The sequence below is a fragment of the Paludibacillus litoralis genome (assembly GCF_037646705.1).
GTDB lineage: Bacteria > Pseudomonadota > Alphaproteobacteria > Rhodobacterales > Rhodobacteraceae > Pikeienuella > Pikeienuella litoralis.
Map to the genome: position 1 here is coordinate 95,269 of NZ_JBBHER010000001.1, position 21,175 is coordinate 116,443.

The following is a 21,175-nucleotide window of genomic DNA, read 5'->3' on the forward strand; positions in this document are numbered from 1 at the left end:
ACCCCGCGCCGGGAAAACAGAACGGAGACGCTGATGGCCGCGAAAGACGTCGAGGAAAGTCAGACCGAAGAACAGCGCGAGGCCGAGCAGCGCGACGCGCCGGGCCCGATGCTGGACATGAGCCAGGCTGCGATCAAGAAGATGATCGCTCAGGCGAAGGCGCGCGGCTACATCACCTATGATGAGCTGAACGCCGCTCTGCCGCAGGATCAGGTTTCCTCCGAGCAGATCGAGGACGTGATGTCTCTGCTCTCGGAGATGGGCGTCAATGTCGTCGAAGCGGAGGAAAGCGCGGACAGCGACGAAGAGACCAAACCCGACAAGGCGAGCGGGAGCCGCGAAGTCGCGACGGCGCCGACGCCCGCCGCGGCGGCGCTGGACCGCACCGACGACCCGGTGAGGATGTATCTGCGCGAGATGGGGACGGTCGAACTTCTGTCCCGCGAAGGCGAGATCGCGATCGCAAAGCGGATCGAGGCCGGTCGCTCGACCATGATCGCCGGCCTCTGCGAAAGCCCCCGAACCTTCCGGGCGATCACGGTCTGGCTGGAGGAGCTGGAAGAAGAGCGAATCATGCTCCGCGACGTGATCGATCTCGAGACCACGTTCGGGCAGTCTCTCATCGACGCCGCGGCGGCCTCGGATGAGGAGGTCGTCGTCGAAGGGGCGAAGGGCGCCGCCGGCCAGGACGGGAAGCCGGCGGAAGCCGGGAAGCCGGGCGAGGGGGCGGCCAAATCCGCCGATTCGGAAGGCAAGCCCGCCGGCGACGGCGCGGCCGATTCGGCCGATGACGACGAAGACGAGGATGAACAGACCAATCTGTCGCTGTCGGCGATGGAAAGCGCGCTCAAGCCGCAGGTGCTTGATGTTCTTCGCTCGATCTCGGACGATTACGCCAAGCTCTACAAGATGCAGGTCAGCCGGATCTCGGCCGCGCTGGACGAGACGCGACATTTTTCGTCGGCGCAGGAGCGGGCCTATCAGAAGCTCCGCAGCCATATCGTCGATGAGGTGAATTCGCTTCATCTCCACAACAACCGGATCGAATCGTTGATCGACGAGCTTTACGGCATCAATCGCCGGCTGCTTACGCTCGAGAGCAACATCGTGAAGTTCGCCGACGCGCACCGGGTCAATCGCCGCGAGTTCATCGAGGAATATCGCGGCTCCGAGCTGGATCCGGGCTGGCTCGACCGGGTCGCGACGCTGCGCGGCAAGGGGTGGGCGGCGATGGTCGCGAAGGACCGCGACAAGATCGAGGCGATTCGCGGCGAGGTTGGCGAGATCGGCCAGGCGGTCGGCGTCGACATCAGCGAATTCCGCCGCATCGTCCAGACCGTGCAGAAGGGCGAGAAGGAGGCGCGAATCGCCAAGAAGGAGATGGTCGAGGCGAATCTGCGTCTCGTGATCTCGATCGCCAAGAAATACACCAATCGCGGGCTGCAGTTCCTCGACCTGATTCAGGAGGGCAATATCGGCCTGATGAAGGCGGTCGACAAATTCGAGTACCGCCGCGGCTACAAGTTCTCGACCTATGCGACTTGGTGGATCCGGCAGGCGATCACCCGCTCGATCGCCGATCAGGCCCGCACGATCCGCATCCCGGTCCACATGATCGAGACGATCAACAAGCTGGTCCGCACCGGTCGGCAGATGCTGCACGAGATCGGCCGCGAGCCGACGCCGGAGGAGCTGGCGGCGAAATTGCAGATGCCGCTGGAGAAGGTCCGCAAGGTGATGAAGATCGCCAAGGAGCCGATCAGCCTCGAGACGCCGATCGGCGACGAGGAGGACAGCCAGCTCGGCGATTTCATCGAGGACAAGAACGCGGTGCTGCCGCTGGATGCGGCGATTCAGGGCAACCTGAAAGACACCACGACCCGGGTTCTGGCCTCGCTCACCCCGCGCGAGGAGCGGGTGCTGAGGATGCGGTTCGGCATCGGCATGAACACCGATCACACGCTCGAAGAGGTCGGCCAGCAGTTCTCGGTCACCCGCGAGCGGATCCGGCAGATCGAAGCGAAGGCGCTGCGGAAGCTGAAGCATCCGTCCCGGAGCCGGAAGCTGCGGTCCTTCCTCGAAGGCTGAGGGGGCCGCGCCCCCTCCGTCGGCGCGTCAGGTGATGGCGGGCGCGTCGGCCTTTACGAGGCCGACGTCCTTCCAGATCGTGTCGCGCCGCAGGAAGTTCATCCAGGCGAAGTAGATATCCATCTGCCGGCCCTTCACGCCGGGCAGGGATTGAATGTCGAGCCCGTTCCACGGCGGGAACGGGTTGCGGCGCATGTGCCCGTGGACCTCCACCCGCGTCGTCGGCTTTTGCGAGGGCGAGCGGGCGTGAAAGCCGTAGGTGTCGGCGATGACCAGCGTGTTGGCGCGCACGGCGATCGGGCGCGGCGGCTGATAGCCGAATCGCTCCATCTCGTCGGCGCCGACGCGGAACGAGCCGAAGGAGTGATGCGCGCGCTTGGCCTCCTTCGCGGTCAGGCTCTGCTCGTACTCCCATCGCAGCCGCTCCGGCGTCAGCTTGTGCGAGCCGGGCGCGAACATGAACGGCCCGTCCTCCAGGTCGACATCATGGAGGAAAAGCCAGAACTTCGCCGTGGAATGGAACGTGTCCGCGTGAAGCGCCGTCTGCGGGTCGGCGGGGCCGCGCTGCGGCTCGGCGATGACGGTCTGGATGAAATGGATCGGCGCGCCCGTCCGCCCCGCCACATAGCCGGTGAGGCGGTTCAGCGCCGGATCCTGCGCGGCGGAGACGGTCTCCGGCGCGCGCCGCCGCGCGGCGTGGGTGAGCGGAATCATCCGGGTCACGGTCTGCCCCTGACGCATCTCCCGCGCGGGGTGAAGCTGGCCGAAAACCTCGGCGCAGACGCGCTGGAAGATGGCGTCGGGGAGATAATTCTCCTTGATGACGAATCCGTCGCGGTCATAGGCGGCGCGATCGTCGGCGGGGATGTCTGAAAGCCGGGCGCGGCGAAACCGGGCCATCCGTTCCGCCGCCGCGACGCGGGCGCGGTGCAGCCCCATTTCGTTCAACCTGCGGCTGCCGAGAATCGGATTCGCGAGAAAGGACTTCTCCGCGCCGAAGACCCCGGCCGCCCAGCCGATCGCGTGAATCGGAGTGAGGAGTTTCATGCGCGCCTCGAAAATTCGGACCGGGGCGCAGCTTATGATTTTCCGCGGGGCGGTTCCAGTGCGGCGCGGCGGCGCTGGTGGATGGAAGGAGTCGGCGGAGAGAGCCGCCCCGCTTTCCCCGCCACAGCTTCATCAGACCTTAACCTTTGGTTCCTAATTCGTTCACTACTGGTGGTGTTCGCGGCGGCGTCAACAGCAAAATGTAGTGCGCGTGTCGAAAATAGCCGTTGACCAAAGGAGCTCCTTCAACCAGAGTTTGTGTTCGGGGCCGCGATGACCACACCATCTGGTTAACGGCGGGCCGGAATTTTACTGGATCACCTGGCGCGCTGCGGCGCGCCGGCATGGAGACGCGGCGTCAACGCATCGCCGTGAACGGAAGCGCGCGGCCTGAGAACGGGCGAGCAGGGGACATAGAAATGAAGATCGAACGTCGTTTCACCACCGCTGGGGAGTCGCCCTATGCGAGCATCGAGTTTCGCGAGACGGTGAGCGAGATCCGCAATCCCGACGGATCGGCCGTGTTCAGGCTGGAGGGCGTTCAGACGCCGGCGAAGTGGAGCCAGGTCGCCGCCGACGTGCTGGCGCAGAAATATTTCCGCAAGGCCGGCGTTCCCGCCGCGCTGAAGCGGGTGAAGGAGAAGGGCGTTCCCTCGTTCCTCTGGCGCTCGGTTCCCGATGAGAAGGCGCTCGAGAAGCTGCCGGAGGCCGAGCGCGTCGGCGGCGAGACCGACGCGCGGCAGGTCTTTGACAGGCTGGCCGGCGCCTGGGCCTATTGGGGCTGGAAGGGCGGCTATTTCACCGACGAGTCCGACGCCCGCGCCTATCACGATGAGATGCGCTACATGCTGGCGATGCAGATGGCGGCGCCGAATTCTCCGCAATGGTTCAACACCGGTCTGCATTGGGCTTACGGCATCGACGGGCCGGGCCAGGGGCATTTCTACGTCGATTACCGGACCGGCGAGCTGGTGCGGTCCGAGTCCGCCTATGAGCATCCGCAGCCGCACGCCTGCTTCATCCAGTCGGTGAAGGACGATCTGGTCAACGAAGGCGGGATCATGGATCTCTGGACCCGGGAGGCGCGGCTCTTCAAGTACGGCTCCGGCACCGGCACCAATTTCTCCTCGCTCCGGGCGGCGAACGAGCGCCTCGGCGGCGGCGGCAAATCCTCCGGCCTGATGTCCTTTCTGAAGATCGGCGACCGCGCGGCCGGCGCCATCAAATCGGGCGGCACCACGCGCCGCGCGGCGAAGATGGTGATCTGCGACATGGACCACCCGGATATCGAGGCCTTCATCAACTGGAAGGTGACCGAGGAGCAGAAAGTCGCCTCGCTCGTCGCGGGCTCGAAGATGCATGAGCAGAAGCTCAATCTGATCTTCGACGCGATCCGCGCATGGGACGGCGCGATGGACGACGCGGTCGACCCGAAGAAGAACGCCGGCCTGAGGGCGGCGATCCGGGAAGCGCGGAAATCCGCGATCCCCGACGCCTATGTGAAGCGCGTGCTGCAATACGCGGCGCAGGGCTTCGCGAAGATCGAGTTCCCGACCTATGACACCGACTGGGACTCGGAGGCCTATCTCACCGTCGCCGGGCAGAATTCCAACAATTCCGTCCGCGTCACCGACGCCTTCCTGAAAGCGGTCGAAGAGGACGCGGATTGGGAGTTGATCCGCCGCACCGACGGCGGCGTCGCGAAAACCGTGAAGGCGCGCGATCTCTGGGAGCAGATCGCGCTCGCGGCATGGTCCTGCGCCGATCCGGGCATGCAGTATCACGACACCATCAACGACTGGCACACCTGCCCCGAGGACGGGCCGATCCGGGCGTCGAACCCGTGCTCCGAATACATGTTTCTCGACGACACCGCCTGCAATCTGGCGTCGATGAATCTGCTCACCTTCCTCAAGGACGGCGAATTCGACATCGCGGGCTACGAGCACGCGACCCGTCTCTGGACCCTGACGCTCGAGATCTCGGTGCTGATGGCGCAGTTCCCGAGCAGGGAGATCGCTCAGCGGTCCTATGAGTTCCGGACCCTGGGGCTGGGTTACGCCAATATCGGTGGGCTGCTGATGTCGCTTGGCCACGGCTATGATTCGGTTGAGGGCCGCGCGCTTTGCGGCGCGCTGACCGCGGTGATGACCGGCGTGAGCTACGCGACGTCGGCGGAGATCGCGTCCGAAGTCGGCGCGTTCCCCGGCTACGCGAAAAACGCCGATCACATGCTTCGGGTCATCCGCAACCATCGCCGCGCCGCCTATGGCGAGAACGACGGCTACGAGCAGGTGGCGACGAAGCCGGTCCCGCTCGATCATGCGGGCTGCCCCGATCAGCGGCTGATCGCCGCCGCCCGCGCGGCATGGGACCGGGCGCTGAGCCTCGGCGAGGCGCATGGCTACCGGAACGCGCAGGCGACGGTGATCGCGCCCACCGGCACGATCGGGCTGGTCATGGATTGCGACACCACCGGAATCGAGCCGGATTTCGCGCTGGTGAAATTCAAGAAACTGGCCGGCGGCGGCTATTTCAAGATCATCAACCGCTCGGTGCCGGCGGCGCTCGCGTCGCTCGGCTATGGAGAGAACGCGATCGCGGCGATCATCAATCACGCGGTGGGCAGCGGCACGCTGGTCGGCGCGCCGGGCGTCAACCATGTGACGCTCGCGGAGAAGGGGTTCGACGCCGCGACTCTGGCGAAGATCGAGGAGAGCCTCGCCGCCGCGTTCGATATCCGCTTCGTCTTCAACCAATGGACCCTCGGCGCCGCGTTCTGCGAAGAGAAGCTCGGCCTCGATCCCAAGGCGATGGAGAACCCGACCTTCGATCTTCTGCGCGAGATCGGCTTCTCCAAGGCGGAGATCGACGCCGCGAACAATTTTGTGTGCGGAACGATGACGCTGGAGGGCGCGCCGGGCCTCGACCCCGCTCATATCGGCGTGTTCGACTGCGCCAACCCCTGCGGGCGGACCGGCCGGCGCTATCTGAGCGTCGAAAGCCATATCCACATGATGGCGGCGGCGCAGAGCTTCATCTCCGGAGCGATCTCAAAGACCATCAACATGCCCAACGACGCGTCGGTCGAAGATGTGAAGGCGGCCTACCGGCTCTCCTGGGAGAAGGGCGTCAAGGCGAACGCGCTTTACCGCGACGGATCGAAGCTCTCGCAGCCGCTCGCCGCGCAGATCCTCGACGATGAGGAGGCGGAGGCCGAAGAGCCGGGTTCCGCCCGCATCGCCGCGGTGGCGGAGCGGATCGTCGAGAAGGTGGTGATCCGCGAGACCGCCGCGAAGCGGGGCCGCGAGCGGCTCCCCGACCGGCGGAAATCCTACACCCAGAAGGCGACGGTCGGCGGGCACAAGGTCTATCTCCACACCGGCGAATATGACGATGGCCGCCTCGGCGAGATTTTCATCGACATGCACAAGGAAGGCGCGGCCTTCCGGGCGATGATGAACAATTTCGCCATCGCCATCTCGATGGGGCTGCAATACGGCGTCCCGCTCGAAGAGTTCGTCGACGCCTTCACCTTCACCCGGTTCGAGCCGGCGGGAATTGTTCAGGGCAACGAGAACATCAAGACCGCGACCTCGATCATCGACTACATCTTTCGTGAGCTCGCGATCAGCTATCTCGACCGGACCGACCTCGCGCATGTGGAGCCGGAGGGGATGCGCTTCGACGCCATGGGCAGCGGCGAAGAGGAAGGCAAGCGCAACTTCGCCGAAGCGGGGCAAGACGCGCTGGCGCGGATCGAAGCGATCCGGGCCGCCGCATCCAACGGCTACACCCATGGCCGGATGCCGAAGGACTTCTTCGTCGTGACCGGCGGCCTTCAGCAGACGGCGTCGGCCGCCAGCGGCGGGGCGATGGGGCGGTCCTCGGTGATGGTGAGCGACGTCACGGTCGCCAGCGCCAGCGCCAGCAGTGGGGGCGGAGCCGTCCAACGCCGCGCGGAAGCGCGGATGAAGGGCTACGAGGGAGATCCTTGCGGCGAATGCGGCAACTTCACGCTGGTGCGGAACGGCACCTGCCTGAAATGCGACAATTGCGGCGCCACGACAGGCTGCAGCTGAGATGACGGCCGGGCGCGGCGCCCGCCGCGCCCGGCCGCTTGTGGAGAGGCCGCGGACGAGAGACCGGGCGGCAAGGCGGCCTGACCGCGAATGGGTCGGGAGCGAGGCGACGCCCCCGTCATGCGGCGTTCCCTCGCTCCGCGTCACCGGCTTGGCCGGGGCGGCGATCCGCCCGTCCGAACCGAGCCCAGGCCTGGGCTGCCCGTCGTCCTTCCGAGGCGACGGCGCCGAAACCCGGTCGCGCGATCAGCCGCCGGCGACCGCGCCGCTTTCCAGCATTTTCGCGATCTCGTCGTCGCGGTAGCCATATTCGCGCAAGATCTCGCGGGCGTGTTCGCCGAGCCTCGGCGCCGGTCCGCGCACGCCGCCCGGCGTCTCCGAGAATTTCACCGGCAGGCCGATGGTCTTCATCGCGCCAGCGGATGGATGGTCGACTTCGACCACCATCTCTCGCGCCTGCACCTGCGGATCCTCGTGCATCTCCGAGACCGACAGCACCGGCCCCGCGGGAACGCCGACTTCCTCCAGCGCCTTCAGCCAGTGCGCCGTGCTCTTCGTGCTGAAATACTTGGTCAGCGCGGCGGTCAGCTCCTCCAGATTCGCCATTCGTCCGGAGTTCGCGGAAAAGCGCGGATCCTCGGTCAGATCTTCAGCTCCGAGGAGACGGCAGAGCCGCTCCCAGTTTGCTTGATTGGCGGCGCCGACATTGATCCAGCCATCGGCGGTCCTGAACGCCTGATAGGGCGCGTTCAGCGGATGCGCGGAGCCCATCGGGCCCGGCGGGACGCCGGTCGCGAAGGCGATGGCGGATTGCCAGTAGGTATGGACGACCCCGGCCTCCAGCAGGGATGTGTCCACCTTCTGCCCGAGCCCGGTCTGGAGTTTGCGGGCGTAAGCCGCGGCGACGCCCATCGCGCCGAGAATCCCGGCGGTGATGTCCGTGACCGGAGCGCCGACCTTGACCGGAGGGCGCCCCGGCCCTTCGCCGGTGATCGACATCAGCCCGGACATGCCCTGCGCGATCAGGTCGAAGCCGCCGCGCGTCGCATAGGGGCCGGTGCGCCCGAAGCCGGAGATCGAGCAATAGATCAGGCCCGGATTCTCCTTGCGCAATGTCTCGTATCCGAGGCCGAGCTTCTCCATGACGCCCATCCGGTAATTCTCGATCAGGACGTCCGCGTCACGCAGCATCCGGCGCAGGACGGCGTTGCCTTCCGGGCTTTTCAGATCGAGAACAACGCCGCGCTTGTTCCGGTTCATCATCATGAAGGCGGCCGATTCTCCACCGATTTCGGGCGGCACCGAGCCGCGCGTGTCGTCGCCGGAGGCCTTCTCCACCTTGATGACGTCAGCGCCCATATCGGCCAGCATCAGCCCGCAGACCGGCCCGGCCATGACATGCGCCAACTCGATGACCTTCATCCCGTCGAGGGGGCCCTTCACGCCGCTCATCGGCCGGTCCACTCTGGCTTGCGCTTCGAGAGGAAGGCCTCCATCCCTTCGCGGAAATCCGCGCTGCCGTATGCGAGCGTCACGAGATCGTCGTCCGCCGCCCCGGCGCCCTCCAGCCGGAGCCGCCGCAGCGCCTCCTTCGTCGCGCGAAGGGTGAGGGGCGCGTGCCCCGCGACGGTTCTGGCCAGTTCATCCGCGCGCCGCATCACCGCCTCCGCGTCGTCCAGCACTTCGGAGACGAGCCCGGCGGCCAACGCCTCCTCCGCTTCGACCAGGCGCGCGGTGAAAATGATTTCACGCACCCGCCCCGGCCCGATCAGCGCCGAAAGCCGGGCGAGATTGCCGATGCTGAGGCAATTGCCGAGCGTCCGGGCGATGGGAAAGCCGAATTTGAGCCGGCTGTCGCAGATCCGCAGATCGCATGCGGCCGCGATGGCGCCGCCGCCGCCTGTGCAGGCCCCGGTGATCGCGGCGACCGTCGGGATCGTGCAGGACTCGATCGTCTCGAGGACGCCGTCCATCGTCTTTTCATATGTCAGCGCGTCGTCCGGAGTCGAAAATCCGCGAAATTCCGCCATGTCGGTGCCGGCGGCGAAGGCCCGCCCGCCCGCGCCGGTCATCACGATGGCCTTCACGCCCTCATCCGGCGCACGGCGGCAGATATCGGCCACCTCGCGGTACATCTCGAAGGTGAAGGCGTTCCGCCGGTCCGGCCGGTTGAAGGTGATGCGCCCGACGCCGTCCTCGACGTTCCAGAGGATTGTCTCGCTCATTTGGCGGGCCCACCCGTGTCCGCCTCAAACCCCGCAGCCGTGATGGCGGCGACGGCGCAGGCTTCATCGACATCCGATGTGTCGCCGGTGATCCCGACGGCGCCGATCACCTCCCCGCCGGAGCGGATCAGTACGCCGCCCGGCACCGGCACCAGCGCGCCCTGCGCCAGCCCGTTCATCGCCTGCATGAAATAGGGCTGCTCCTTCGCACGCTCGAAGAGCGCGCGGGATCCGGACCCGATCATGACCGCGCCATAGGCCTTGCCGTGCGCGATTGCGAACCGCATCGGGCTGGCGCCATCGGCCCGTTCGAACGCGATCACGTGCCCGCCGGCGTCCAGAACCGCGATGGAGAGCGGTTTGGAGCCGCGTGACGCGCCTTCGTCAAAGGCTGCGCGAACAATCTTTCGGGCGGATTCGAGGGTGAGTTTCATCGGTAGAAATACTCCACAAGGAACATCGGGATGGCTGGGACATAAGTGCAGATCATCAGCGTCGTCAGCAAGACCCCGACCATCGGCAGATTGGTCTTGGATACGTCCCAGATGTTGGCGCGGGCGATCGAGCAGGCGGTGATCAGCACGCTGGCGACAGGCGGCGTCTGCTGACCGATGGCCAGATTGAGCGTCACGATGAGGCCGAAATGAACCGGGTCGATCCCGACCGCGTTGATCAGCGGAATGACGATCGGAACGACCAGGATGATCGCCGCGGCGGAATGAAGGAAGAAGCCGATGATCAGGAAGAAGATGTTGAGGATCAGAAGGATGACGTATTTGTTGTCGGTGAAGGCGATGAGATCCGCAGCGAGTTGTTGCGGCACCTGAGCCCGGGTCAGGAACCCGCCCATGAGCACCGACGCGGCGACCAGAAGCATGACCACGGCGGTCTGCATGCCGCCGTCCAGCATCGCGGTCTTGAGCTTGCGGAAATCCACCTCGCGATACCACGCGCCGACCACGATGGCGGCCAGCACCGCGAGCCCCGCCGCCTCCGTCGCGGTGACGAAACCGCCGAAGATGCCGCCAAGAATGATGACCGGCAGAGCGAATGTCGGCAGCGCTTCGATGAAGGTGCTGCGCACGCGCCGCAGATTGAACGCCTCTTCCGTCGGCAGATTATAGCGGCGCGCGAAAAAATAGGCGACGGTCATCAGCCCCACTCCGCCCAGCAGGCCGGGCGCGACGCCGGCGACGAACAACTGCTCGATCGAGGCGTTCGCCGACACGCCGTAGAGAATCATCGGGATCGACGGCGGAATGATGATCGCCAGCGATGCGGAGGAGGAGGTGAGCGCCGCCGCGAACTCCTTCTTGTAGCCCCGCTTCTTCATCTCCGGGATCATGATCGAGCCGAGCGCGGCCACATCCGCCACGGCCGAGCCCGAAATCTCCGCGAAGAACAGCGAGACGCCGATATTCACCATCGCCAGCCCGCCGCGCACGAAGCCGATCAGCGCGGAGACGAAATTGATGAGCCTGACGGTGATCCCGCCCGCGTTCATGATCGCGCCCGCGAGCACGAACATCGGAATCGCGATGAGCGAGAAATTCGTGGAGCCGTCATACATGTCGAGCGCCACGCTCACGAGGGCGTTGGGCCCTTCCGTCAGCAGCAGACCGACGACGCCGGCCACCGCCAGCGCGACCGCGATCGGCACGTTGATCAGAATGAGGCCCAGCAGGACAACCAGCAATAACGCGATCACCATCGCGGACGCTCCTTCGCAAGCATGGGCATCATTCCATGGTCTCTTCGTCTTCGTGGTTTTCCAGAGAGATCCCGGCGCGGACGGCGCGGAGGTAGACCGGCGCTGAAAGAAGCTGCGCGACGATGAACAACGCCGCGCCGACCGGGATCACCGATTGGGTCAGTTGCACGGGCACCCATGTCAGAGAAACCAGCGTATCGCCTTCGAGCACTTGAAACACCCGGATCCCGGCCCAGGTCAGCAGGCCGAAAAAGCCGAGCGTCACCGCTTCGCCGAAAAGCGCGGCCGCGATCCGGAACCGGGGCGGCAGCGCGAGCAAGACCGAATCGAACCCGATATGCCGCCGTTTCAGCGCCGCGAGCGCCGAGCAGTAATAGGTGACCCAGGCGAGACCGATCGCCGCGACCTCGTCATACCAACTGAAGGATTCGCCCAGCAGGCGGGAGACGACGGCCACCACCACGACCACGGTCAGCCCGACCATGAGCGCGATGACGACCCATTCAAGCAGCCATTCCAGGCCGTTCCTGACGCGCGTCATGATATGAAATCCGTCCGATTTATCCAGTGAGCGGGGCGCGCGGGCGCGCCCCGCTCACGCGCTTTTACTGAAGATCCAGGACGGTCTTTATCAGCTCGCCGCCGCCTTCGACCGATTCGCTGAACTCGTCATAAATCGGTTGCGACGCCTTGATGAAGGCGGCCTTGTCGGCCTCATTGATCTCCATCTGGTCGGAGAGGGACTTCACGAGGTCGGCGTCCATCTGCGCGGCCGTCTCGTAGACGAAGGCCTGCGTCTCCTGCGCGGTCTCGACCAGAATATCCTGAACGTCCTGCGGCAACGCCTCGAACGCGCGCTTGGAGACGAGGACATAGGCCGGCGTGTAGACGTGGCCGGTCATCGAGAGATATTTCTGCACTTCGCCGAATTTGGCGGACCCGATCTGGGCCAGAGGGTTCTCCTGCCCGTCGATCACGCCGGTCTGGAGGGCGGTGAACACTTCCGAGAACGCCATCGGCGTCGGGTTGGCGCCATAGGCCTTGAACATCTTGACCCGCCATTCACCCTTCGGCGTGCGGAGCTTGATGCCGTCGAGATCGGCGGGCACGTTTATGGGATGCACGTTGTTGGTGATCTGGCGAAAGCCGTTTTCCCAGAGCGCGAGAATGCGGTAGCCCTTCTTCTCGGCCGCCGGCTCGAGGACGCTGTCGAACAGCGCGCCCTCGACCTTCTTCATATGCTCCCGGTCCTTGATGATGTAGGGCATCTCGAACACGCCGAACTCGTTCGAGACGGAGGACATCACCGAGCTCGGCAGCGCGAAGGTCACCTGATCGAGCTTCAGTTTCTGCAGCAGCTCGGCGTCCTTGCCGAGCTGCGATGAGCCGAAGACCTGAACCTCGGCCTTGTCGCCGAGCTTCTCATTGGCGCGGCGCGCGAACTCGTCGGCCGAAACGGAGAAGAGAGAGCCAGGCTCGCCCACATGGCCGAACTTCAGCTTCAGATCGGCGGCCTCGGCGCCGGTCGTCAGACCGGTCGCGAGAGCGAGCGCGCCAAGCGCCGCGAACATCTTTCCGAACGTCATCTTGTCCTCCCTTTTCATCATCTCGGTTCCTCAACACGGCGCCGCGTCTTCACGGTCGCCCGATTTCTACGGGCGCGCCAGCGGATTCGCCGCCAGATAGTCCATGGCGATCTGCGCGCCGCCGGGTTCATAGGCCACGCCCGCGCGGCTGAGCCCCATTTCGACGCCGCAGAGCGTTCCCATCAGCATCAGGTCGTTGAAATCGCCAAGGTGGCCGATTCGGAACACTTTGTCGCCGACCTTGTTCAGCCCGGCGCCGAGCGACATGTCGAATCCGTCCAGAATGGTCTTGCGGAGAGCATCCGCGCCCTTCTCCCCCGGCATCATCACCGCAGTGAGGGCGTTGGAGTATTCCTTCGGGTTCCGGCAGAGAATCTCCAGCCCCCAGCCAACGACGGCGCGGCGCGTGGCCTCGGCGTGGCGGGCGTGGCGGGCGAAGACGTTCTCGAGGCCTTCCTCCGCCAGCATGTCCAACGCCTCGCGGAGGCCGTAGAGCAGCGTCGTCGCGGGAGTGTAGGGGAAGAACCCGGTCTCGTTCGGCCCCACCATGGCGCGCCAGTCCCAATAGGAGCGCCGCCCGCCGCCGGCGTCGGCCGCCGCCATCGCCTTCTCGTTCACCGCGTTGAAGGAGATGCCCGGCGGCAGCATCAGCCCTTTTTGCGAGCCTGAGACCGTCACGTCGACGCCCCATTCGTCCATCCGGAAATCGATCGCGGCGAGGGACGAGATCGTATCGACGATCAGAAGCGCGGGATGATTCGCCGCGTCCATCGCGCGGCGAATCGCGGCGATGTCGGTGGTGACGCCGGTCGCGGTGTCGTTGTGGACGACGCAGACCGCCTTGATCGCATGCCCGCTATCGGCGCGAAGCTGAGCTTCGATCGCGTCGGCGTTGGCGCCGCTCCGCCAGTCCCCTTGCATGAAGATCGGGTCGTATCCGAGCCGTTCGGCCATCTGCCGCCACAGCGTCGCGAACTGGCCGGTTTCATACATCAGCACGCGGTCGCCCTGCTTCAGCGTGTTGACCAGCGCCGCCTCCCACGCGCCGGTGCCGGACGCAGGGTAGATGAAGACGCGATGTTCGGTCTTGAACACCGCCTTCAGGTCATGCAGCAGACCGGCGCCAAGCTCGCCGAAATCCGGTCCCCGATGATCGATGACCGCACGGTCCATCGCCATCCTGACGCGCTCCGGCGTATTGGTGGGCCCCGGGATCTGGAGGAAGTGTCGGCCGGATTTCATCATGTCTCACTCTTCGTCATCGCGCTTGATCTGTCGGCGCTTTCCCCTCTAATGAATTTTGAATTCATAATTCAGTCAAGGGGATTCGTAGTGGGACCCGTGAATATCGAGAAACTCCGGTCCGAGATTGAAGGCGAGGCGTCCGCCGGAGCCTTCGACAGAGGGCGCTACGCGACCGACGCTTCGATCTATCAGATCGTTCCTCGGGCGGTCGTGACGCCAAAGCGCTGGGAGGATGTCGAGGCGACGCTCGCCTTCGCGCGGGAGGCCGGGGTTCCCGTGATGGCGCGGGGCGGCGGCACGTCGCAATCCGGGCAGACGGTGAACGACGCCATCGTCGTCGATTTTTCGAAGCACATGAACCGCGTGCTCGACTATGACGCGGCGGCGGGGCGCGTCACCGTGGAGCCCGGGCTGGTTCTGGACGAGTTGAACCGCAAGCTGAAGAAAGATCGTCTCTGGTTCCCGGTCGACGTCTCCACCGCGTCCCGCGCCACGCTCGGCGGCATGGCCGCGAACAATTCCTGCGGCTCGCGCTCCATTCGCTACGGCAAGATGCGCGACAACACCCTCGCCATCGAGGCGATGCTCGCGAATGGGGAGATCCGCCATTTCGGGCCGGTCGGCCGGCCGGCGGGAGACGCGCTTTTCGATGACATGCTCGCGCTCGGCGCGCGTGAGGCCGAGGAGATCGAGGCCCGATTCCCCAAGGTTCTCCGCCGGGTCGGCGGCTATAACATCGACGCGCTGACGCCGAACGGCGCCGAGGCCAACATGGCGCATCTTCTGGTCGGCTCCGAAGGCACGCTGGCGATCAGCCGGCGGCTTGAGCTCCGCCTGTCGCCGACGCTCGATTCTAAGACCCTCGGCGTCTGTCATTTCCCCAGCTTCTACAAGGCGATGGACGCCGCGCAGCATATCGTCAAGCTCGGTCCGGTGGCGGTGGAGCTGGTCGATCACAACATGATCAGGCTCGGCCGCGACATCCCGCAATTCAAACCCATCGTCGATGAGTTCGTCCGGGGCGCGCCGGCCGCGCTCCTTCTGGTGGAGTTCGCCGAGCCCGACCCCGCCGAGAATCGCCGGCGGCTCGCCGCGCTTGGCGATCTGATGGCGGAGCTCGGCTTTCGCTGGGGCGACCCGGGCAAGGAGGAGGGCGGCGTCGTCGAAGCCGAGGACCCGGCCTTTCAGGCGCGGATCTGGGGGGTGCGCACGCAGGGCCTCAACATCATGATGTCGATGCGGACGGCGGGAAAGCCGGTCTCCTTCGTCGAGGATTGCGCGGTCGACCTGGAGCATCTCGCGGAGTTCACCGACCGCCTGACCCAGGTTTTCCATAAACACGGGACGGATGGCACCTGGTACGCGCATGCCTCGGTCGGCCTTCTTCACGTCCGTCCGGTGCTGAACCTCAAGGAGGAGCTCGGCGCGCGCCAGCTTCGCGCCATCGCGGAGGAAGCCTTCGAGATCGTCGCCGAATACAAGGGCGCCCATTCCGGCGAGCATGGCGACGGCATCGTCCGCTCAGAGTTTCACGAGCGCATGTACGGATCCCGGATCGTGCGCGCCTTCGAGGAGGTGAAAGACCGGTTCGACCCGACCGGCCTGCTCAATCCGGGCAAGATCGTCCGCGCGCCGCGGATGGACGACCGCAGCCTGTTTCGCACGCCCCCCGGCTACGCCGCGGAGCCGCGCGAGACCGCGTTCGACTGGAGCGCATGGCCGGGCGGCCTGACCGGCGCGGTGGAGATGTGCAACAACAACGGCGCCTGCCGGAAGCTCGCAGGCGGGGCCATGTGCCCCAGCTACCGCGCCATGCGGAATGAGCGCGACGTGACCCGGGGCCGGGCGAACACGCTTCGCCTTGCGCTGACCGGGCAACTCGGGCCGGACGCGTTCACTTCGGACGACATGATGGAGACGATGAAGTTCTGCGTCTCCTGCAAATCGTGCAAACGCGAATGCCCGATGTCGGTCGACATGGCGAAGATGAAGGTCGAGGTGCTGGCGGCGCGCGCGAAGAAATACGGCGTTCCTCTCCGCGAGCGGCTGATCGCCTATCTGCCGCGCTACGCGCCCTACGCGGCGCGGGTTCGCTGGCTGTTGAACGGCCGCGACAGGATTCCGGGGATCGCCGCGCTGTCGGAGGCGGCGCTCGGCTTCAGCGCCAAACGCCGGCTTCCGGTCTGGCGCAAGCCCTTCGCGCACAAGAAGTCTACCGGCGACGTGCTGCTCTTCGCGGACACGTTCAACCGGTATTTCGAGCCGGAGAACCTGAACAGCGCCGTGAAGGTTCTGACGCGCGCCGGCTATGACGTCGGGGTCGCGGCCGCGCCCGCCGGCGCGCCGCTCTGCTGCGGGCGGAGCTATCTTTCGGCCGGGCTGGTCGACAAGGCGAAGGCGGAGATGCGGCGCAGCGCCGGGGTCTTCGCCGAGGCGCTCCGGGCGGGCAAGACCATCGTCGGGCTCGAGCCTTCATGCACGCTCACGTTCCGCGACGAAGCGCCGGTTATGATCGGCGACGAATGGACCGAGGAGATGGGGCGAAGCATCCTGACTTTCGAGGAGTTCATCGTCCGGGAGGCGCGCGCGGGCCGCTTCAACGCGCCGCTCGCGCCGATCGCGCCGCGCGCGTTGATCCATGGGCATTGTCATCAGAAGGCGCTTGGCGCGGCGGAGCCGATAGAGGAGGCGCTGGGGCTTATCCCCGGCCTCGCGGTCGAGAAGATCGAATCCTCATGTTGCGGCATGGCCGGCTCGTTCGGCTATCAGGCCGAGACGGAAGGGGTCTCGCGCGCCATGGCGGAGCTATCGCTCGCGCCGGCGGCCCGCGCGGCCCCGGAGGACGCGTTGATCGTGGCGGACGGCACCTCGTGCCGCCACCAGATCGCGGATATCGCCGCGCGCGACGCGGTGCATGTCGCGCGTGTGTTCGCGATGTCGGTCGAAGCGGCGGAGACGCGTGGAGCATGAGCATGATGAAGCGACTCCCGCGCGTGTCCCTTCACGATCAGATCGTCGAGCATCTGCGCGAAGAGATCGTGACCAACGACCTCCAGCCGGGCGAAAGGCTGAACGAGAAGGAGCTCTGCGCCCGATTCGGCGTATCGCGCACTCCGCTCCGCGAGGCGATCAAGGTGTTGTCGAACGAGGGGTTGGTCCGGCTCACGCCGCGTTACGGCGCCAGCATCGCGCCGCTCACCATCGAAGATCTCGATGAGGTCTTCCCGATCATGGGCGCGCTCGAAGCTCTCGCGGGCGAGCTCGCCTGCGCGCATATCGAAGATGCGGAGATCGACGCGATCGACGCGCTGCACCGCCGGATGCTGGGCCATTTCGAGAAACGCGACCTGAGGCCCTATTTCGAGTGCAACCAGAAGATCCACGATTCGATTCTCCTCGCCGCGCGCAACCCGACATTGACGCAAACGCTCCGTGGGCTGGCGGGCCGGGTGCGCCGGGCGCGCTATTTCGCCAATATGTCCGAAGAGCGCTGGAGCGCCGCGGTCGACGAGCATGAGGAGATTCTGGCGGCGCTGAAAGCGCGCGACGCCGGGCGGCTCGGCCCGCTGCTGCGCTCCCATCTCGTGAACAAGCTGGAGACCGTCCACGCCCATCTGGCGCAACGCTAGCCGCGCGGCGACGGCGGGCCGAGCCGGGCCGCGCGGCCGATGTGGTTATCTGTCGATGTGGCGGTAGCGGCCATGGGCGCGGCGCTCGACCACGGGAGCCGGACGCGCGCGATAGACGCGCCGCTCGACGACGACCGGCTGTCTGTACGCCCGATAGTGGCGGCTCTGCGGCGCCGGGCGCCGATAGGCGTAGGCCGGTTGCCGATGGGGCTTGTATGTGGGCCGCTCCGCATAGGTCCGCCGGTCATGCGCCTTGGCGATCGCCGCCACGGTCCCGCCGAGGACGGCGCCGATCAGGACGCCTTTGAGAATATCGTCGTCAGCCTGCGCCGTCGTCGGCGCGGCGGCCATGAGAAGACCGAGCGCCGCGGCGCCGGCGATGAGGGTTCTGAACATGCCCGTCTCCTTCGGTGTCATGCTGTCTCCTACGCGGCCGCGGCGCGGTTCCGTCGCTCGCCGGTGATGGGCGATGGACCCCGCCGCGGCGCGCTGCTATGAGGCGGCCATGGCATTCATGGTGGGCAGCGTGCGAATTACGGGCCCGGCCTCCCGTTGAGGGAGAGCCGGGAATCATGGCGTTCTCGCCCCCGACCAGCAGCCGAACATCAAAAGATCATCAGACGGACAAAACGCCCATGTGCGCCGACCAGACCGCGCCCGCCCAGGCCGACTACAAAGAGACCCTTCTCCTGCCGAAAACGGCGTTCCCGATGCGCGCCGGGCTGCCCGCGCGCGAGCCCGACTGGCTCGCCCGGTGGGAGCGGATCGGCGTTTACGACCGGCTTCGGGAAAAGACCGGCCGCACGCCCTTCACGCTTCACGACGGCCCGCCCTACGCCAACGGCCACCTTCACATCGGCCACGCGCTGAACAAGACGATCAAGGACATGATCGTCCGCTCCCGGCAGATGATGGGCCATGACAGCCGCTATGTCCCCGGCTGGGATTGCCACGGCCTGCCGATCGAATGGAAGATCGAGGAGCAATATCGCGCGAAAGGGCTCGACAAGGACGACGTGCCGATCAACGAACTTCGCGCCGAATGCCGCAAGTTCGCCGCCGAATGGGTCGATATCCAGCGCGAGGAGTTCAAGCGGCTCGGCGTCACCGGGAACTGGGACGACCCGTACCTCACGATGGATTTCCGGGCCGAGGCGGTGATCGCCGAGGAGTTCATGAAATTCGTCATGAACGGCTCGCTCTATCAGGGCTCGAAGCCGGTGATGTGGTCCGTCGTGGAGAAGACCGCGCTGGCCGAGGCCGAGGTCGAGTATCACGAGCACAAAAGCCACACGATCTGGGTGCGGTTTCCGGTGGTCTCCGCGGACCCCGCCGCGGCGGATCTGGCTGGCGCGCAGGTCATCATCTGGACCACGACTCCGTGGACGATCCCGCAGAACCGCGCGATCTGCTTCAATCCGGCGATCGCCTACGGACTCTACAGGATCACCTCCGCGCCGGAGGAGGCGAAAGCCGCGGCGGGCGAGACGCTTCTGCTCGCCGACCGGCTCGCCGCCGAAACTTTCGAGAAGGCCAGGATCCCGGCGGATGGTTGGGAGAGGGTCCGCGATGTCTCCGCGGGCGAGTTGGCCGCGATCGCGTGCGCCCATCCGTTCCGCGGCGCCGAAGGCGCGAATGGCGAGTGGGATTTCGATGTCCCGGTGATCGCCGCGGACCATGTCACCGACGACGCCGGCACCGGCTTCGTTCATACGGCCCCGTCTCACGGCGCGGACGACTACGTCGTCGGCCTGAAGCATGGCCTGCCGATGACATTCAACATTCTGGAGGATGGCTCCTTCCGGGAGGATATCCCGTTTTTCGGCGGCCAGGTGATCTTCGATCAGAAGGGCAAGGAGGGCGGCGCCAATGTCGCCGTCATCAAGAAACTGGCGGAGACCGGCGCGCTGTTCGCCAAGGGCACGCTCCGCCATTCCTACCCGCATTCATGGCGCTCCAAGGCGCCGCTGATCTTCCGGAACACGCCGCAATGGTTCGCCGCCATCGACAAGCCGCTGAATGACGGCATGAACGAGAACGGAGAGACGATCCGCGCGCGGGCGCTCGCCTCGATCGATCATCTCGTGGCCTTCACGCCGCCCAGCGGAAAGAACCGGCTCCGCGCGATGATCGAGTCGCGCCCCGACTGGGTGCTCTCGCGCCAGCGCGCCTGGGGCGTGCCGCTCACCTCCTTCAAGCGCCAGACCGGGCCGGGCGAGGTCGAGGTGCTGAAGAACGCCGAGGTGAACGCCCGCATCGCCGCCGCCTTCCGTGAGGAGGGGGCCGACGCCTGGTTCAGGGAGGGCGCTAAGGAGCGGTTCCTCGGCGGGATCGAGGGCGTCGATCCGGCGGAATGGGAGAAAGAGACCGACATTCTCGACGTCTGGTTCGATTCCGGCTCCACCCACGCCTTCGTGCTTCGCGACCGGGAGGACGGCACGGCGGACGGCATCGCCGATGTCTACATGGAGGGCACGGATCAGCATCGCGGCTGGTTCCATTCCTCCCTTCTTCAGGCCTGCGGCACGCTCGGGCGCGCGCCGTACCGGGCCGTGGTCACGCATGGCTTCACGCTGGACGAGAAGGGCCAGAAGATGTCGAAATCCGTCGGCAACACCATTCTGCCCGAGCAGGTGGTGAAGCAGTACGGCGCCGACATCCTCCGCCTCTGGGTCGCGCAGACCGACTACACCGCCGATCAGCGGATCGGGCCGGAGATCCTGAAAGGCGTCGCGGACAGTTACCGGCGGCTCCGGAATTCGCTGCGGTTCATCCTCGGCAATCTCGCCGATTTCGATGAGGCCGAACGGGTCGCCCCGGCGGAGATGCCGGAGCTGGAGCGGTGGGTGCTGCACCGGCTTTCCGAGCTGGACGCGGTGGTGCGCAAGGGCTACACGGACTACGCCTTCCAGTCGGTTTTTCAGCAGCTCTTCCAGTTCTGCACCGTCGATCTTTCGGCGGTGTATTTCGACATCAGGAAGGACGCGCTTTATTGCGACGCGCCGGATTCTCTCCGGCGGCGGGCCGCTCGAACCGTTCTCGACCTGATCTTCCATCGGCTGACCACCTGGCTCGCGCCGATCCTGGTCTTCACCATGGAGGAGGTGTGGCTGGAGCGGTTCCCGGGGGAGGAAAGCTCCGTTCATCTCATGGATTTCCCCGAGACGCCGGACTGGAGCGACGCGCCCCTCGCCGCGAAATGGGAGACGATCCGGCGCGCGCGCCACGTCGTCACCGGCGCGCTTGAGGTGGAGCGGCGCGAGAAGCGCATCGGCGCCTCGCTGGAGGCGGCGCCGGTGGTGCATGTCGCCGATGACGCGGCGCGCGCCGCGCTGGAGACGGTGGATTTCGCGGATATCTGCATCACCTCGGCGGTTGAGATCCGCGCGGGCGAAGGGCCGGAAGAGGCGTTTCGCCTGGCCGACGTCCCCGGAATCGCGGTGACGCCGGCGCGGGCGGAGGGCGCGAAATGCGCCCGCTGCTGGAAGGTGCTGCCGGATGTGGGCGCGCACGCCCACGCCGATGTCTGCGCGCGGTGCGACGCCGCTCTGGAGTGAAGGCG

At 66.0% G+C, this 21,175-nt stretch carries 14 protein-coding genes; 5 read left to right on the top strand and 9 right to left on the bottom strand.

The window, feature by feature from the left end:
* Positions 1–33: 33 nt before the first annotated feature.
* Complete coding sequence (gene rpoD / locus WG921_RS00470; RefSeq protein ID WP_340107199.1) at positions 34–2,088, top strand: RNA polymerase sigma factor RpoD; 2,055 nt, start codon at positions 34–36, stop codon at positions 2,086–2,088.
* A gap of 27 nt (positions 2,089–2,115) precedes the next feature.
* Here rpoD and WG921_RS00475 read toward each other — a convergent pair whose 3' ends face one another.
* Positions 2,116–3,135, bottom strand: coding sequence for a phytanoyl-CoA dioxygenase family protein (locus WG921_RS00475; protein ID WP_340107200.1), 1,020 nt, complete (start codon positions 3,133–3,135; stop codon positions 2,116–2,118).
* Between the two features lie 419 nt (positions 3,136–3,554).
* Between WG921_RS00475 and WG921_RS00480 the strand changes: the two genes are divergently transcribed.
* Positions 3,555–7,217, top strand: coding sequence for a vitamin B12-dependent ribonucleotide reductase (locus tag WG921_RS00480; protein ID WP_340107201.1), 3,663 nt, complete (start codon positions 3,555–3,557; stop codon positions 7,215–7,217).
* Positions 7,218–7,463: 246 nt separating this feature from the next.
* Here the strand turns inward: WG921_RS00480 and WG921_RS00485 are convergent, their stop codons facing one another.
* From WG921_RS00485 to WG921_RS00515, 7 genes are all read right to left on the bottom strand, one after another.
* The gene (locus WG921_RS00485) at positions 7,464–8,669 is read right to left on the bottom strand and encodes a CaiB/BaiF CoA transferase family protein (protein WP_340107202.1); all 1,206 of its coding nucleotides are present in this window, start codon (positions 8,667–8,669) and stop codon (positions 7,464–7,466) included.
* Positions 8,666–9,442 carry an enoyl-CoA hydratase gene (locus WG921_RS00490; protein ID WP_340107203.1) on the bottom strand — a complete coding sequence of 259 codons (777 nt, stop codon included), beginning with the start codon at positions 9,440–9,442 and terminating at the stop codon, positions 8,666–8,668. The genes WG921_RS00485 and WG921_RS00490 overlap by 4 nt, the downstream gene beginning before the upstream one ends.
* Positions 9,439–9,876 (bottom strand): GlcG/HbpS family heme-binding protein, encoded by a 438-nt coding sequence (locus tag WG921_RS00495; RefSeq protein WP_340107204.1) that lies wholly within the window; start codon positions 9,874–9,876, stop codon positions 9,439–9,441. Before WG921_RS00495 ends, WG921_RS00490 begins: the two co-directional genes overlap by 4 nt.
* The gene (locus tag WG921_RS00500; protein ID WP_340107205.1) at positions 9,873–11,153 is read right to left on the bottom strand and encodes a TRAP transporter large permease; all 1,281 of its coding nucleotides are present in this window, start codon (positions 11,151–11,153) and stop codon (positions 9,873–9,875) included. The genes WG921_RS00495 and WG921_RS00500 overlap by 4 nt, the downstream gene beginning before the upstream one ends.
* Positions 11,154–11,181: 28 nt before the next feature.
* Positions 11,182–11,694 (bottom strand): TRAP transporter small permease, encoded by a 513-nt coding sequence (locus WG921_RS00505; RefSeq protein ID WP_340107206.1) that lies wholly within the window; start codon positions 11,692–11,694, stop codon positions 11,182–11,184.
* A gap of 64 nt (positions 11,695–11,758) precedes the next feature.
* Entirely contained in the window at positions 11,759–12,739 is a 981-nt protein-coding gene (locus WG921_RS00510; protein WP_340107207.1) for a TRAP transporter substrate-binding protein, read from the bottom strand.
* A gap of 66 nt (positions 12,740–12,805) precedes the next feature.
* The gene (locus tag WG921_RS00515; protein ID WP_340107208.1) at positions 12,806–13,984 is read right to left on the bottom strand and encodes a pyridoxal-phosphate-dependent aminotransferase family protein; all 1,179 of its coding nucleotides are present in this window, start codon (positions 13,982–13,984) and stop codon (positions 12,806–12,808) included.
* A gap of 87 nt (positions 13,985–14,071) precedes the next feature.
* Here WG921_RS00515 and WG921_RS00520 point away from each other — a divergent pair, with 87 nt between their 5' ends.
* Both WG921_RS00520 and WG921_RS00525 read left to right on the top strand, forming a co-directional pair.
* The gene (locus tag WG921_RS00520) at positions 14,072–16,954 is read left to right on the top strand and encodes an FAD-binding and (Fe-S)-binding domain-containing protein (RefSeq protein ID WP_340107209.1); all 2,883 of its coding nucleotides are present in this window, start codon (positions 14,072–14,074) and stop codon (positions 16,952–16,954) included.
* A 2-nt stretch (positions 16,955–16,956) separates the two neighbouring features.
* Complete coding sequence (locus WG921_RS00525) at positions 16,957–17,613, top strand: GntR family transcriptional regulator (protein WP_340107210.1); 657 nt, start codon at positions 16,957–16,959, stop codon at positions 17,611–17,613.
* A 45-nt stretch (positions 17,614–17,658) separates the two neighbouring features.
* Here the strand turns inward: WG921_RS00525 and WG921_RS00530 are convergent, their stop codons facing one another.
* Entirely contained in the window at positions 17,659–18,009 is a 351-nt protein-coding gene (locus tag WG921_RS00530) for a hypothetical protein (RefSeq protein WP_340107211.1), read from the bottom strand.
* A gap of 239 nt (positions 18,010–18,248) precedes the next feature.
* Here WG921_RS00530 and ileS point away from each other — a divergent pair, with 239 nt between their 5' ends.
* Entirely contained in the window at positions 18,249–21,170 is a 2,922-nt protein-coding gene (gene ileS, locus WG921_RS00535; RefSeq protein ID WP_340107212.1) for an isoleucine--tRNA ligase, read from the top strand.
* The last annotated feature ends 5 nt before the right edge of the window (positions 21,171–21,175 follow it).